This window comes from Pseudomonas lactucae (assembly GCF_036688725.1).
Taxonomy (GTDB): domain Bacteria; phylum Pseudomonadota; class Gammaproteobacteria; order Pseudomonadales; family Pseudomonadaceae; genus Aquipseudomonas; species Aquipseudomonas lactucae.
Genome location: NZ_JAQQPT010000002.1, coordinates 228,586 through 243,208, shown reverse-complemented (window position 1 = coordinate 243,208; position 14,623 = coordinate 228,586). Strand labels below are relative to the sequence as shown.

Below are 14,623 nucleotides of genomic sequence, written 5' to 3'. Positions count from 1 at the left end.
CGCATGACCATTCAGTTCACTCTAAAGGCCTTGTGCTTGACCCTGCTGGCCGCTGCCGCACCGATGGTCCTGGCCGCCAGCGCCGAACAAGCGGCTGCGCTGGGCAAGACCCTGACACCCTTCGGCGCCGAGAAAGCCGGCAATGCCGACGGCAGTATTCCGGCCTGGGATGGCGGCTACACCAAGGTCGATCCGGCCTATGTTCCGGGCGGCAAGCGTGGCGATCCGTTTGCCGCCGACAAGCCGTTGTACAGCATCACCGCCCAGAACCTGGCCAAGTACGCCGACAAGCTCAGCGACGGCACCAAGGAGCTGTTCAAGCGTTTCCCGGACACCTATCGCATCGATGTCTACCCGACCCGGCGCACGGCGGCCGCGCCGCAGTGGGTCTATGACAACACGTTCAAGAATGCGACCCGCGCCAAACTTGTCGACAGCAGCGCCGGCCTGATCCCTGAAGGTTCCTATGGCGGAATTCCTTTTCCGATTCCACAAAATGGGACCGAAGCCATTTGGAACCATGTGCTGAACTGGCGCGGCACCTCGGTGGCGGGGCATTTTCGCCATTATCTGATGACCGCTGACGGCAACCAGGTGATGACCAGCGACGGCCTGTTGACCCAGGAGATGCCCTACTACTTCCAGGAGGGCGGCCCTGAAAACTACTCGGGCGACTACTGGCTGGTGCACTTCGTCAATCTCGGCCCGGCGATTCGTGCCGGCGAGCAGATCCTCGGACGTGAAAACATCAACGGCGACAAATCTCAGGCGCATGTCTATCTGAGCGGTCAGCGCCGGGTACGCACGTTGCCCAACGCTTGCTGCGACACACCGACGCCGTCCACCGCCGGGGTCATGTCCTTCGATGAATTGAGTGTATGGGGCGGGCGTACGGACAGGTTCGACTGGAAACTGGTCGGCAAGCAGGAGATGTATGTCCCTTACAACACCAACAAGGTGCAAAACGCTGCCCAGCCGCAGGACCTGTTGGGCAAACACCATCTGAATCCGGATTACGTGCGCTGGGAACTGCACCGCGTCTGGGTGCTCGAGTCGACGGTAGCCGCCGGCAAGCGCCATCAGTTGCCCAAGGGGCGTTACTACCTCGACGAGGACACTTGGCAAGCCTTGCTCGGAGATCGTTGGGATGCCAGCGGCCAACTGGCCAAGACCCTGTGGTCGCTGCCTTCCGTATTGCCCGATCTGCCAGGGCTGGTGCAACTCTCTTCAGGTTTTTATGACCTGACCTCCGGTGCGTGGTTTATCCAGAACCTCTATGCCGGGTTGCCGGAGCAGTATCACGCGGTCGATCGCTACAAACCCTCGGAGTTCTCGCCAGCAGCGATGGCGGGGCGCGGCGTGCGGTAGACCTGAGCCGAGTGAAGGGCAGGCCTGTCGGTCTGCCCTTGGAATACGAGTGTTTGTCCGAGGTAGGTTATGAACAGAATCAATCAGGCGCGCGCGTTGCTCTTGGCCCTGTGTTTGCCCTTCGCCACGCGCGAGTGCCTGGCCGGGCCGGCGGCAGTGGGCGTGCCGCTCGATACACCAGCCATGCGGGTAGCGGGTGCGCAGCAAGGCGTATTGATCGATCTGGCGCGGGCCGGCAAACGTCTGGTAGCGGTGGGCGAGCGCGGCCTGGTGCTGCTCTCCGACGACAATGGACAAAGCTGGCGCCAGGCAACTGTACCGGTCTCGGTCAGCCTGACAGCTGTGCGCTTCGTGGATGCGCAAAAGGGCTGGGCGGTCGGTCACGCGGGCGTGGTGTTGGCGACTGTGGATGGCGGTGAGCACTGGACACTGCAGCTCGATGGCCTGCGGGCGGCACAACTGGAACTGAACGCCGCCAAGGCGGGCCAGGCCACGGCTACCGACCCGGATGCCGCCTTGATACGGGTACAAAATGCCGAGCGTCTTGTCGCCGATGGTCCAGACAAACCCTTTCTGGCACTGGAGTTCGTGGACGCACATCGCGGGCTGATCGTCGGTGCCTACGGTTTGGCGCTGCTGACCAACGATGGCGGCGCCACCTGGCAATCGCTGATGGGGCAAATTGCCAACCCCAACGGCTTGCACCTGTACGCCATCAGTCGCCAGGGCACACGTTGGTTCCTGGCTGGCGAGCAGGGCTACCTGGCACGCTCGGACGACGATGCGCTGTCGTTCAGTCAGCTGGACAGCCCCTACGAAGGTAGTTTCTTCACCCTGCAGAACCGCGCGGATGGCGTGCTGGTGGTCGCCGGTCTGAAGGGCAATGCCTTTGTCTCCCGCGACGCCGGCGTCAGTTTCCAGCGTCTGTCGGTGCCCGTACCGATCTCCTTCAACGATGCCACCCGTTTGGCCGACGGCCAGCTGTTGCTGGTCAATCAGGGCGGCATGCTGTTTCGCAACAGCGAGCAGACCGGCGCGGCGCTGCTGCCGTTGGGAGCGCCCTTGGGCAAACCTGTTTCAAGTGTGATCGAGGCCGCCGATGGCAGCCTGATCGTTGCCGGTTTCACCGGGCTGCAGCGTCTTGCGCAGCCAGCCACTGCCGCTTCGGAGTGAGGTTATGAAGTCCCCTGGAAGTTTTCCCCAGTCCCCTGCAAATGCGGTCGATGACTTTGATCCGCGCTCCGGCTCGCTGCTCGAACGCGCATTGTTCAACCATCGCCTGTGGGTGTTGCTGCTGTGCCTGGCGACCACGTTGGTGCTGGGTTGGCAATCCGGCCGTGTCGAGCTCAATGCCAGTTTCGAAAAAATGATCCCCACCCATCAGCCCTATATCGCCAACTACCTGGAGCACCAGAAGGAGCTGAGCGGGCTGGGGAATGCGGTGCGTATCGCGGTGGTCAACAAGCAGGGCGACATCTACGACAGCGCCTACCTCAAGACCCTGCAGGCGTTGAGCGACAAGATCTACCTGCTGCCCGGTGTCGACCGGGCGTACATGAAGTCGCTATGGACGCCGGCCACCCGCTGGGTGGCGGTGACCGAGGCGGGCCTGGAGGGTGGGCCGGTCATTCCGGATAACTACGATGGCGGCGCAGCGAGCCTTGCGGCATTGCGGCGCAACGTGCAGCTGTCCAACGAAATCGGCCAGTTGGTGGCGTTCGACCAGGCCTCGAGCATCATCCAGGTACCGCTGTTGCAGCGCACCCCCGACGGCAAACCCTTGGACTACAGCCAACTGTCGCAACAGTTGGAATCGCTGCGCAGCCAATACCAGAGCGACAGCATCGACATCCGCATCACCGGTTTCGCCAAGAAAGTCGGTGACCTGATTGCCGGCCTGCGGCAAATCCTGATGTTCTTCGCCGTGGCGATCCTGATCACCACGGTGGTGCTTTATTGGTACACCCGCTGCATTCGCAGCACTCTGTTGGTGGTGTTCTGCTCATTGGTGGCGGTGGTTTGGCAGCTCGGCTTGCTGCCGCTGCTCAATTATCAACTGGACCCCTATTCGGTGCTGGTGCCGTTCCTGGTGTTTGCCATTGGCATGAGCCACGGCGCACAGAAGATGAACGGCATCATGCAGGACATCGGGCGCGGCATGCACCGGGTGGTCGCCGCACGCTTTACTTTCCGCCGCCTGTTCCTTGCCGGGCTCACCGCGCTGCTGTGTGATGCGGTCGGTTTCGCGGTGCTGATGATCATCAAGATCCAGGTGATCCAGGACCTGGCGATGATCGCGAGTATCGGCGTGGCGGTGTTGATCTTCACCAATTTGATCCTGCTGCCGATATTGCTTTCTTATGTCGGGGTCAGCGGCCGCGCGGCGCAACTGAGCCTGAAAAGCGAGCACGCCGAGCTGGCTGGCCACAATCGCCACGGGTTCTGGCGCTTCCTCGACCTGTTCACCCAGCGCCGGTGGGCGGCGCTGTGCATCGCGCTGAGCCTGGCGCTGGCGACGCTCGGCTTCATCGTCAGCCTGCAACTGAAAGTGGGTGATCTGGACGCCGGCGCGCCCGAGCTGCGGGCCGACTCGCGCTACAACCAGGATGATGCATTCCTGACCCGGCATTACGGCGCCAGCAGCGATCTGTTCGCGGTCATGATCAAGACCCCCGCCAGCGCCTGTTCGCGCTATGACATCCTGAACAAGGTCGATGCCCTCGATTGGCAGTTGCGCACCTTGCCAGGGGTGGATTCGACCAATTCCCTGGCACTGCTCAACCGCCGCATGCTGGTTGGCCTGAGCGAAGGCAGCCCGAAGTGGTATGAGCTGCAGAACAACCAGGCAATGCTCAACATGGTCACCGCCGGGGCGCCGCGCGGGCTGTACAACGAAGATTGCAGCCTGCTGACGCTGTACGTCTACCTCTCCGACCACAAGGCGCAAACCCTGAACCGTCTGGTGGATCACGTCGAACAATTCGCCGCGGCGAACAATACCGACGAGGTCCAGTTCCTGCTGGCCGCGGGCAATGCCGGGATCGAGGCCGCGACCAACATCGTCGTCAAGCAGGCCAATCGCGAAATGCTGTTCTGGGTCTACGGCGCGGTGATCCTGCTCTGCCTGATCACTTTCCGATCCTGGCGCGCCACGATTTGCGCGGTGATTCCGCTGATGCTTACGTCGATCCTCTGTGAGGCGTTGATGGTCTGGCTGAACATCGGCGTCAAGGTCGCGACCTTGCCGGTAATCGCCCTCGGCGTGGGCATCGGCGTCGACTACGCGCTGTATGTGATGAGCATCCTGCTCGGTCATATGCGCCAGGGCACAAGCCTGTCGCAGGCGTATTACCGGGCACTGCTGTCCACCGGCAAGGTGGTGATGCTGACCGGTGTGACCCTGGCGATCGGCGTAGCGACCTGGATGTTTTCGCCGATCAAGTTCCAAGCTGATATGGGCGTGCTGCTGGCCTTTATGTTCGTCTGGAACATGGTGGGCGCGCTGGTCCTGTTGCCGGCCCTGGCTCACTTTCTGTTGCCGAGCAAGCGGATGAGTACAGGGCCGGCCGAGGCCAACCCCAGCCATTCGACGAGCTTGCCGCTGATGCCTGCCGTAGCCGAGGAGGGGGCTTGCGTGAAGCACTCGCTACGCCTGACTTCAGAGCACGATCAAACGATAAAAGACGCCAATCCCGTCGCGTCATAACAACAAGAAAGGACGTTCCCATGCCTCGTGTGCATTTGTTCCAGCGGTCCCTATGGCTTGACCTCTTCGCCGGTCTGAGCGCCTTTGGCATGGCGTTTTGCGCGGCGCACCCTGCGGAGGTGCACGATGAGCGTTGAGCGCCAGGCAGGTTTGCCACAATCATTGTTGCTGTTGCTCGGCAGTTGCCTGCCAGTGCTCGGTGCGGTGCTGCTGGCCCCCGTCCTGCCGCTTATGCAGCAACACTTCGCCGACACACCGGGTGTGGCCGTGCTGGTGCCCATTGCCCTGACGCTGCCGGCGTTGATGATTGCGTTGTTGGCTCCCGTGGCCGGAATCATCGCTGACCGACTGGGGCGCAAACCGTTGTTGATCGGTGCGATGGTGCTCTACACCGTCTGCGGCGTGCTGCCGCTATGGCTGGAGTCGCTGCAGGTCATCGTGATCAGCCGCGCCGGCATCGGTGTGGCCGAAGCGGCGATCATGACCTGCTGCACCACGATGATGGGCGACTACTACAGCGGCGCGCGACGTGAACGCATGTTCGCCCTGCAAATGGTCGCGACCTCATTGTCGGCGGCGATCTTCATTGCCATCGGTGGAGTGCTCGGCGAGCACGGCTGGCGTACCCCGTTTGCCCTGTATGGGCTGGGGCTGGTGTTCCTGCCGCTGATGGCATGGTTGCTGTGGGAGCCGCGTGCGCAGGCGGCCACCCTCACAACGGCGGGCAGGGCATTCCCCTGGCGCCCGCTGGCACCGTTGTATGCCCTGGCATTCCTGGCGGGCCTGAGCCTGTTCATCGTGCCGGTACAAGTCGGTTACCTGCTTAACCTGCTGCATGTCGAAGGTTCGCAGCAGATCGGCCTGACCATGGGCGCCAGTCAGTTCGGCGTACTGGTCGGCGCCCTGAGTTTTCGTCTGTTGAGCGGTGTGCCGGCGCAGCGGCAGATGCTCCTGGCCTTCGTCGCGGCCGGGATCGGTGGCGGGCTGCTGGCGGTAGCCGACAGTCACGGGCTGGTGGTGATCGCCGTCCTGATCAACGGTCTGGGCATCGGCCTGATGATGCCGACCCTGCTCACCTGGATCATGAGCCAGGTCGACTTCCAACAGCGCGGCCGCGCCGCCGGCTGCTTCACGGCGATGTTCTTCGCCGGGGAGTTCGCCAGCCCGCTGGTGGTGCTGGCGATCACCGGCGGCGTAATCGGCGCCTTGCCAGCGGCCTTGGGCATCGTCGCGGGCGCTCAACTGATGGTAGCCCTGGCCTGTCTCCGGTTGCGTGGCAGCGGGTCTGTTTTTGCCACGGCGGTGGCCGCAGACCCTGAGCACTGACCAGCCCATTCGACGCTTCAACACAATAAGAACAACGAGGAGAACCGCATGAGTTATTTGCTCAATACCTGGTACATCGCTGGATGGGCAGACGAGCTGGCGCAAGGTGGCATGCTGGGCAGAACCATCGTCGAGCAACCCCTTGTGTTCTTTCGCGATAGCCACGGTGTGATCCAGGCGCTCGCCGATCGTTGCCCGCACCGTTTTGCCCCGCTGCACATGGGCAAGGTTGTCGGCGACAGCGTCCAGTGCCCGTACCACGGCCTGCGTTTCGATGGCAGTGGCCAATGCACGCACAATCCCCATGGCGAAGGAAACATCCCCAAGGCCGCCTGTGTTCGCGGTTTCGCGGCCGTTGAGCGCCACGGGGCGATCTGGGTCTGGCCGGGCGATCGTCACCTGGCCAGCGATGCCTTGATTCCTGATTTTTCCTTTTTCGAGCAGGCGCCCACCCATGCCAAAGGGCATGGGTATTTGCCGACCCGTGCGCACTACGAGTTGCTGTCCGACAACATCATGGACCTGAGCCATGTTGATTTCCTGCACCCGGATACGCTCGGTGGCGGGGCGTTGTCACACACCCGAGCCACCATCGAGGAATTGCCCAACGATCGCGTACGCATCAGTTGGTGGGCGCCGGACGATGTGCCCCCGCCGGCTTTCGGCGCTCACCTTGAAGATCCGAGCCGGGCAGACGTCTGGGCCGAAGTCATCTGGCACGCCCCCGGACTGATGCTGCTCGGCAGTGGCGCCACGGCGCCAGGGCGCCCCAGGGCGGAGGGACCAGTGACATGGAACCTGCATCTGATGACGCCGCAGGACGCGGCCAACACCCATTATTTCTTTGCCAACACGCGCAGTTTCGAGCAGGACAATGCGCAGTTGAATGCCTTCGTCCAGGAGATGTTGATCGGTATTTTCGCCGGTGAAGACAAACCCATGGTCGAGGCTCAACAGCGCCAGATTGGTGAGGTTGAACTGCTTGGCCTCAACCCTGTGTTGCTGCCAGTCGATGCAGGGGCCGTGCGCTGTCGACGTGTTCTGCGTCGATTGATGGAAGCCGAGCGAGCGGAGACGCAAGCCAGTCGGTCATCAAACTATGAAAAAGAGGAACTGCGATGAGCTTTCTACGCAACGTCTGGTACGCGGCCGCCTGGGGAAACGAGATCAAGGCTGGCGAGTTGTTCCAACGAACCTTGCTCAATGAACCCGTGGTGTTTTTTCGCGACACCCAAGGTAATGCCCAAGCCATTGCCGATCGATGTCCCCACCGTTTCGCGCCCCTGGGCATGGGCATCCTCAAAGGCGATGCGGTGCGTTGTCCGTACCACGGCCTGGAATTCGATGGCAGTGGCGCCTGTGTGCATAACCCCCACGGCGATGGTGCCATTCCCAAGGCGGCTAAGGTCAAGGCCTACCCGCTGGTTGAACGCTACAGCTTGCTGTGGATCTGGATGGGGGATCCTCACTTGGCCGATGCGGCGCTGATTCCGGATTTCAATTGCATGGATGAAGACCATTGGTATGTCGGCAAACGCTACCTGCACGCAAAAGCCAACTACGTGCTGGAAACCGACAACATCATGGACCTGAGTCATATCGAATTTTTGCATCCGTCTACGTTGGGTGGCGATGGCGTCAAGGGTGCATTGACTAGCGTGCAAGAGGAGGGCAACACCGTTTGGTCCAACCGCCAGACGGTTGCGGAAATCATGCCAGAGTTCCTCTACACCGCCTGGAACATCCCCCAAGGTACGCCGGTGGATCGTTGGATCGATGTACGTTGGGATGCGCCTGCGAACATGTTGCTGTTTTCCGGTGCAGTGGCGACCGGTCTCCCAAGAGATAAGGGCGTTTCCACACCGATTCCGCATCTGTTCACTCCAGAGACCGAGACCACGACTCACTACTGGTTCTCAGTCTGTTTCCCCAAGGCAATGGGCAAATTTGCCGAGCGATTCGCTGATGAGCAGGCGGCCGCGATCAGCCGGCCCTTTGCCGATGAAGACTTGCCAATGCTCGAGGCGCAGCAGCTCATGATGGGCGCTGCATCGTTCTGGGACTTGAAACCGGTGCTGCTGATCGGTGATGCAGGAGCGGTCCGGGCGCGGCGTGTACTCGACCGCATGATTGCTGCCGAGCAGCCTGCGGGTGCCAAGTGATGATTGAAGTCATCGTCACTCGCAAGCGCCTCGAAGCCGAAGGCATCTACAGCTTCGAACTGGCCCCCGCCGAGGGCTCCATGTTGCCGGCTTTCAGTGCCGGCTCGCATATCGACGTGCATCTGCCCAATGGCCTGGTGCGCCAGTACTCGCTGTGCAATCACCCGCAAGAACGCCACCGCTACCTGCTGGGGGTGTTACTCGACCCGGCGTCTCGCGGCGGTTCGCAGGCCATGCACGAGCAGGTGCACGAAGGCAGCCCACTTCGCATCAGCGAACCTCGCAACCTGTTCCCGCTTGAGCATGGGGCCGGGTACAGCGTGCTGTTCGCCGGCGGTATCGGCATCACGCCGATCCTTTGCATGGCCGAGCGCCTGGCGCGGATCGGCGCGCCTTTCGAGCTGCACTATTGCGGCCGCTCGGCCGGGCGCATGGCCTTTATTGAGTACCTGCGTCATTCGGCGTTCGCCGATTGCGTGCACGTTCATATGGACGATGGCGAGGATGCCCAGCGCCTGGACAGTGCTCGGGTCCTGTCCACGCCGGCCAGTGACCGCCATCTGTACGTCTGTGGCCCCAACGGTTTCATGGACCACGTGCTTGGCACGGCGCGCGCGCAAGGCTGGGCCGAGGCGCAACTGCACCATGAGTACTTTACCGCCGCCGCTGCCCCGGTGGGTGAAGCGGGCGGGTTCGAGGTGCAACTGGCTAGCACCGGGCAGTGCTTCCAAGTGCCGGCCACGCTCAGCGTTGCCCAGGTATTGCTGGAGGCTGGCATCGACATCCCGCTGTCTTGCGAACAGGGCATCTGTGGCACCTGCATCACGCGCGTGCTGGACGGCGAGCCGGAGCATCGTGACATGTTCCTGACCGATGCCGAGCGAGCTCGCAACGACCAGTTCACGCCTTGCTGCTCCCGTGCGAAGAGCGCGCGGCTGGTGCTCGATCTTTAAGGTTTTTTCATGAATTCATCGTTACCCGCTGGCGCGTTTCGCCAACAGATTGAGGACTCGAATATGCAACAGCTTCCTGGTTTCAAACGCGTGGTAACCGGGCACGATGCCCAGGGCCAGGCGGTGGTCGCGCTCAGCGGGCCAACGCCGAACAGTTTCCCGCTCAAGGCCGTGCCCGGCACGGTCTTCCATGAGATCTGGAACAGCGGCGCCAGCCCGGCCGTGCTGGATAACGGCGACGACCCCACCCACCAGCCGCTTCAACTGAGCCCCGCGCCATTGGGCAGTGTCATCCGCGTGGTGGATATTCCCCCGGACAGTGTGCAGAACCAGGTCAGCGCCGAGGAGGCCGCGGCGGCCTTTGCCGAAATTGGCCAGGCCCATGCCGGCACGGGGCAGGCGGATTCAAAGCACAAGCTGATGCACCGCACCGAAACCCTCGATTACGGCGTGGTCACGGAGGGCGAGGTCTGGCTGGTGCTCGATGGCGAGGAGGTGCATCTCAAACGCGGTGACATCGTCGTGCAGCGAGGCACCAACCACGCCTGGAGCAATCGCACCGAGCAGATGGCACGCATGCTCTTCGTCCTGCTCGATGGCCGCTTCGCCCCCGAGCTGCAAGGAGAACCGGCATGAAGCTCAGCACCCTGAAAGATCACAGCCGCGACGGTCGTCTGCTGGTGGTGTCGCGCGACCTGGCCTGGGCGGTGGAGGCCAGCGATATCGCCGCGACGCTGCAGGAGGCTATCGAGCATTGGCCGAGCGTCGAAACGGCTTTGCGCATGCGGTATGACGCCTTGAACGAAGGCACGCTGACCGGGGCCTTCGCCTTTGATCCGCAGCGAGCCGCCGCGCCCTTGCCACGTGCCTGGCAGTGGCTGGACGCTTCGTCTTTCCTCAGTCATGGCGAGCGCATGCAGAAGGCGTTCGCGCTGGATCCGATCGAAGGTGTTGAACACACGCCGCTGATGTACCAGGGCTGTGGCGATGACTTTCTGGGCGCTCACGACGACATCGTGCTGCCCAGTGAAAGCCACGGTATCGATTTTGAAGGTGAATTCGCGGTGTTGGTCGATGAGGTCCCCATGGGCTGCTCGGCGCTGGACGCCGTTAACCATATTCGGCTCATCGTGCAAATCAACGATGTCAGCTTGCGGGCGCTCGCCCCCCGTGAAATGAAGACTGGCTTCGGTTTTATCCAGGCCAAATCCTCGTCAAGTTTCGCCCCGGTGGCGATCACCCCCGACGAGTTGGGCGAGGCCTGGCGCGACGGACGTGTGCACTTGCCGCTGAGGGTCGAATGGAACGGCCAGTGGTTCGGTCATGCCCACGGTGGCGCCATGCATTTCGGCTTTCATCAGTTGATCGCCCATGCGGCGCTGACCCGACGACTCAGGGCCGGCTGCGTGATCGGCTCCGGCACCGTTTCCAATGCCGATCCCACGGTGGGCGCGGCCTGCATCGCCGAACGTCGTGCCGTTGAGATGATTGAGCACGGCGCGCCACGGACGTCCTTCATGCGCTTTGGCGACCGCGTGCGCATGGAGGTCCTCGATCTGCAAGGTCAGTCGGTGTTCGGGGCGATAGACCAGTGCATCGTGCGCGGAGGCCTCCCATGCGCGTGATGATTACCGGGGCCAATGGTTTTGTTGGCCGGACGCTGGTGAAACGGTTGCTCGAAACCAATGCGTTACAAGGCCGCTCGATCAGCGCGTTGATCCTGCTGGATAAAGAGTTGGTGGGGTTTGCCGAGGACAAGCGCCTGCGCCGGCATTGCGGCAGTGTCACCGACGCCGCGTTATTGCGCCGCGCGTTGGCCGATGGCATCGATGTGGTCTTTCACTTGGTCAGTATTCCGGGGGGCGCGGCCGAGCAGCATTATTCACTGGGCTATCAGGTCAACCTGCTGGCAAGCCTTGAGTTGCTCGACCAGCTGCGCGAGCAGCCGGGACAGCCGGTGCTGGTGTATGCCAGCAGCGTGGCGGTGTACGGCGGCGACCTGCCGGCCCGCATCGACGAGCGTGCGGTGCCGAGCCCGCAGTTGAGTTACGGTGCGCACAAGGCGATGGTGGAAATGGCGATCAATGACCTTGCCCGACGAGGCGAGGTGGACGGTCGCGCCGTGCGTCTGCCCGGCATCGTTGCCCGTCCACGTGAACCCAATGGGCTGCGCTCGGCGTTTATGAGCGACGTGCTGCACGCCTTCGCCGAAGGCCAGCCCTATTGCTGCCCGGTGTCGCCGCAGGCGCAGGCATGGTGGATGTCGGTGCGGTGTTGCGTGGATAACCTGCTACGGGCCGCCGAACTGCCGTCTGCCCAGCTCGGCGCGTCACGCGTCTGGCAACTGCCGCTGTTGCGCCTGTCCATTGCCCAGGTCATCGATGCCCTGGCCGCGGCCTACGGCCAGGAGCGTCGCGCGCTGGTCAGCTTCGCACCGGACGCGGGGCTGCAAGCGTTATTCGGCAGCTTTCCCGCAATGAAAACCCCTCTGGCCCGTGCCCTTGGCTTTCGCCATGACGGCTCGGCTGCCGCCTTGATACGTAACAGTTTGAAAGCTGCTGCCCCGGCGCGTCGTGTGCGTGGGCGGGTGGCGCTTGGAGTGACTGATCATGCAATCAACTAAACGCCGCCTGGTGGACCTGTCCGTCACCCTGGACAACAACCCCTACACCGATCCACCGCCGTTGCTGCCGAAAATCGACTACATGGACCATCAGCAAGGCTGGCCCGAGATGGCTGCGATGTTCCCCGGCCTGTCCAAGGCGCAACTGCCCGGCGACGAATCCTGGGCGGCAGAGCGCCTGCAGATCACCACCCACAGCGGGACGCATATGGACGCCCCCTGGCACTACGCCTCGACCACGGACGGCGGCAAGCCGGCGTTTGGCATCGACGAGTTGCCGTTGGACTGGTGCCTGCAGCCGGGCGTGAAACTGGACTTTCGTCATTTACCGGATGGTCATGTGGTCAACGCCGCCCAAGTGCAAGCCGAGCTGGAGCGTATTGGCCATGTTCTACAGCCGTTGGACATTGTCCTGGTCAACACCCGTGCCGGCGCGCTGTTCGGTCAGCCAGGGTATCTGGACGCCGGGGTAGGCATCGGCCGCGAGGCCACGTTGTACTTGCTGGAACGCGGCGTGCGCGTGGTCGGCACCGATGCCTGGAGCTGGGACGCGCCGTTCAAGTACACCCGCGAACGCTTCGCCGCCACGGGCGACGCCTCGATCATCTGGGAAGGGCACAAGGCCGGACGCGACATCGGTTACGGCCAGATGGAAAAATTGGCCAACCTGGAATCCCTGCCGGCCCACGGCTTCCAGGTGTCGTGTTTCCCCTACAAGATCAGGCACGCCTCGGCCGGCTTCGTCCGCGCCGTCGCGATTTTCGAGGAATGAACGCGCCGGCGGCCGGTGAAAAAAAGCGCGCCAGCCTGTCCCAGGGGCTTGAGGCGCTGCTGTCGGAGCACATTATCGAGGGACGGCTGCGTGGCGGTGAACAGTTGCCCACCGAGTCGGCCCTGATGCTGGAGCATGGCGTCAGCAGGACCGTGGTGCGCGAGGCCATGTCGCGTCTACAGGCCGGGGGAATGGTCGAGACACGCCACGGCATAGGGACCTTTGTATGCGGTAGCGCCCTGTCGTTGGGGGCCTTCATCGACCCGGAGACGATCGGTCTCATCACCGATTCGCTGGCGATCATGGAGTTTCGGATCGGTCTTGAGGTAGAAGCCGCCGGGCTCGCGGCCCAGCGACGCAACCCGGATCAGTTGACGGGGTTGCGGACACTTCTCGATCAGCTCGGGCAGCCGGATGTCAGCGTCAATGATCGGGCGGCGTTGGATTTTCAATTCCATTTGGGCATTGCCCAGGCGACCGGCAACCCCTACATCGCCAGCACACTGCTCAACCTGGGCGAGGTCATCATCCCGCGCAGCCGACTGGATTCCGCGCGTCTGTTTCACGATGAGCCTTTGCATTACGAACAGCGCATGCAAAGCGAGCACGAACAGATTTACCAGGCGATCTTCCATCAGGACGCTGAGTGTGCGCGTGCTGCGATGCGCCTGCATCTCCAGGACAGTCGCGAATACTTGCATCAGGCCCGCCAAGAGCTGCTGACATGACGGATAACCAGAGCTACCCCGTGCCGGACACGGCCACGCAGCCTACTGCCACGGCGCTCACCATCATCGATCCTCGCTGGACTTTGTTCGTCCGTGTCGTGGCGGCTGGGAGTCTCAGCAAAGCGGCCGTACTGCTGGACATGCCGCAGTCCATGGTGAGTCGCAATATTGCCCTGCTCGAGTCGCAATGTGGCGAACGCCTGTTTCATCGCACCGGGCGCGGGGTGGTCCTGACCGAATTTGGCGAGCAGTTGCTGCCTTGTATATCGGATCTTCTGGCGAACGCTGAAAGCCTTGCCGACGACATTCGCAACCTGCGAGGAAAGCCGGTGGGGGAGGTGGTCGTGGGGATGTTGCCTTCCGCGGTGCGTCGGTTTGCGGGGACGCTTTATTCTGCGGTACGTGCGCAGATGCCCGGGGTGAGATTGCACCTGATCGAGGGCGCGAGCGCTCAACTTGAAGAGCAGTTGCACGATGGTCGTCTGGATATGGCGCTAGTGCTGCGCGAGAGCGAGGCAAGCATCGGCCAAGCCCATCTGTTGGCCAGGCTACCGCTGCATCTGGTAGGACCCGCCGCGGATCCTCTGTTCGGAAATCGAGACATTGCGCTGGAAAATCTATCGGGGCTGCCATTGGTCGTGCCTGGGCGGCCGCATCTATTGAGGGCCAGGCTCGATCACTTGGCCGCCGAGCAAGGCGTGGAGCTGTGCGTTGCCGTGGAAGCCGACTCCGTGCAACTTCAGTACGAAGTCGTGGCGGCCGGCGGCGGCTATGTGATTGCTTCTGTGCTGCCGGGCTCACTGGATCAACGGCTGATGTCAGCGCGCATCGTCGAGCCGGTGCTTGAACGCTTCGTTGTGCTGGCCGAGTCGCCTCGTCGGCCCTTGACCCGTGCCACCCGTGAAGTGCGACGGTTGATCTGCAGCCTGGCCATGCCATCGATTTAAGCGATAGCTGCTTTCCATCCCCAGCAGTATTCGGTGGG

General features: G+C 62.6%; 13 protein-coding genes. All 13 read left to right on the top strand.

Translation table 11 applies throughout. The features are described from left to right. The first annotated feature begins 3 nt into the window (after positions 1-3). The 13 genes from V6M90_RS02895 (at position 4) to V6M90_RS02835 (ending at position 14,585) form a co-directional block, all read left to right on the top strand. Entirely contained in the window at positions 4-1,368 is a 1,365-nt protein-coding gene (locus V6M90_RS02895) for a DUF1329 domain-containing protein (RefSeq protein ID WP_150762308.1), read from the top strand. 69 nt (positions 1,369-1,437) lie between these two features. Then, entirely contained in the window at positions 1,438-2,541 is a 1,104-nt protein-coding gene (locus V6M90_RS02890) for a YCF48-related protein (RefSeq protein WP_332846052.1), read from the top strand. Positions 2,542-2,545: 4 nt separating this feature from the next. Next, positions 2,546-5,074, top strand: coding sequence for an efflux RND transporter permease subunit (locus tag V6M90_RS02885; protein WP_332846051.1), 2,529 nt, complete (start codon positions 2,546-2,548; stop codon positions 5,072-5,074). 126 nt (positions 5,075-5,200) lie between these two features. Then, positions 5,201-6,400, top strand: coding sequence for an MFS transporter (locus V6M90_RS02880; RefSeq protein WP_332846050.1), 1,200 nt, complete (start codon positions 5,201-5,203; stop codon positions 6,398-6,400). A gap of 48 nt (positions 6,401-6,448) precedes the next feature. Then, positions 6,449-7,522, top strand: a complete 1,074-nt coding sequence (locus tag V6M90_RS02875) for an aromatic ring-hydroxylating dioxygenase subunit alpha (protein ID WP_332846049.1) — start codon at positions 6,449-6,451, stop codon at positions 7,520-7,522. Beyond that, on the top strand, positions 7,519-8,562 hold the full coding sequence (locus V6M90_RS02870; protein ID WP_078732529.1) for an aromatic ring-hydroxylating dioxygenase subunit alpha: 1,044 nt from the start codon (positions 7,519-7,521) through the stop codon (positions 8,560-8,562). The genes V6M90_RS02875 and V6M90_RS02870 overlap by 4 nt, the downstream gene beginning before the upstream one ends. Beyond that, positions 8,562-9,515, top strand: coding sequence for a PDR/VanB family oxidoreductase (locus tag V6M90_RS02865; RefSeq protein ID WP_042727892.1), 954 nt, complete (start codon positions 8,562-8,564; stop codon positions 9,513-9,515). The genes V6M90_RS02870 and V6M90_RS02865 overlap by 1 nt, the downstream gene beginning before the upstream one ends. Positions 9,516-9,578: 63 nt before the next feature. Beyond that, positions 9,579-10,151, top strand: a complete 573-nt coding sequence (locus tag V6M90_RS02860; RefSeq protein ID WP_332846048.1) for a cupin domain-containing protein — start codon at positions 9,579-9,581, stop codon at positions 10,149-10,151. Beyond that, positions 10,148-11,140 carry a fumarylacetoacetate hydrolase family protein gene (locus V6M90_RS02855; protein ID WP_332846047.1) on the top strand — a complete coding sequence of 331 codons (993 nt, stop codon included), beginning with the start codon at positions 10,148-10,150 and terminating at the stop codon, positions 11,138-11,140. Before V6M90_RS02860 ends, V6M90_RS02855 begins: the two co-directional genes overlap by 4 nt. Then, on the top strand, positions 11,131-12,138 hold the full coding sequence (locus tag V6M90_RS02850) for an NAD-dependent epimerase/dehydratase family protein (RefSeq protein WP_332846046.1): 1,008 nt from the start codon (positions 11,131-11,133) through the stop codon (positions 12,136-12,138). The genes V6M90_RS02855 and V6M90_RS02850 overlap by 10 nt, the downstream gene beginning before the upstream one ends. Further along, on the top strand, positions 12,125-12,910 hold the full coding sequence (locus V6M90_RS02845) for a cyclase family protein (RefSeq protein WP_003173143.1): 786 nt from the start codon (positions 12,125-12,127) through the stop codon (positions 12,908-12,910). Before V6M90_RS02850 ends, V6M90_RS02845 begins: the two co-directional genes overlap by 14 nt. Further along, the gene (locus V6M90_RS02840) at positions 12,907-13,638 is read left to right on the top strand and encodes a FadR/GntR family transcriptional regulator (RefSeq protein ID WP_332846045.1); all 732 of its coding nucleotides are present in this window, start codon (positions 12,907-12,909) and stop codon (positions 13,636-13,638) included. The genes V6M90_RS02845 and V6M90_RS02840 overlap by 4 nt, the downstream gene beginning before the upstream one ends. After that, entirely contained in the window at positions 13,635-14,585 is a 951-nt protein-coding gene (locus V6M90_RS02835; protein ID WP_080547079.1) for a LysR family transcriptional regulator, read from the top strand. Before V6M90_RS02840 ends, V6M90_RS02835 begins: the two co-directional genes overlap by 4 nt. Positions 14,586-14,623 lie beyond the last annotated feature (38 nt).

Bases quoted from the DNA above. Each gene is read 5' to 3' on its own strand.
- V6M90_RS02835 (WP_080547079.1), top strand. From the start codon at position 13,635: ATGACGGATAACCAGAGCTACCCCGTGCCGGACACGGCCACGCAGCCT.
- V6M90_RS02860 (WP_332846048.1), top strand. From the start codon at position 9,579: ATGCAACAGCTTCCTGGTTTCAAACGCGTGGTAACCGGGCACGATGCC.
- V6M90_RS02865 (WP_042727892.1), top strand. From the start codon at position 8,562: ATGATTGAAGTCATCGTCACTCGCAAGCGCCTCGAAGCCGAAGGCATC.
- V6M90_RS02870 (WP_078732529.1), top strand. From the start codon at position 7,519: ATGAGCTTTCTACGCAACGTCTGGTACGCGGCCGCCTGGGGAAACGAG.
- V6M90_RS02845 (WP_003173143.1), top strand. From the start codon at position 12,125: ATGCAATCAACTAAACGCCGCCTGGTGGACCTGTCCGTCACCCTGGAC.
- V6M90_RS02875 (WP_332846049.1), top strand. From the start codon at position 6,449: ATGAGTTATTTGCTCAATACCTGGTACATCGCTGGATGGGCAGACGAG.
- V6M90_RS02880 (WP_332846050.1), top strand. From the start codon at position 5,201: ATGAGCGTTGAGCGCCAGGCAGGTTTGCCACAATCATTGTTGCTGTTG.
- V6M90_RS02895 (WP_150762308.1), top strand. From the start codon at position 4: ATGACCATTCAGTTCACTCTAAAGGCCTTGTGCTTGACCCTGCTGGCC.
- V6M90_RS02890 (WP_332846052.1), top strand. From the start codon at position 1,438: ATGAACAGAATCAATCAGGCGCGCGCGTTGCTCTTGGCCCTGTGTTTG.
- V6M90_RS02850 (WP_332846046.1), top strand. From the start codon at position 11,131: ATGCGCGTGATGATTACCGGGGCCAATGGTTTTGTTGGCCGGACGCTG.
- V6M90_RS02840 (WP_332846045.1), top strand. From the start codon at position 12,907: ATGAACGCGCCGGCGGCCGGTGAAAAAAAGCGCGCCAGCCTGTCCCAG.
- V6M90_RS02855 (WP_332846047.1), top strand. From the start codon at position 10,148: ATGAAGCTCAGCACCCTGAAAGATCACAGCCGCGACGGTCGTCTGCTG.
- V6M90_RS02885 (WP_332846051.1), top strand. From the start codon at position 2,546: ATGAAGTCCCCTGGAAGTTTTCCCCAGTCCCCTGCAAATGCGGTCGAT.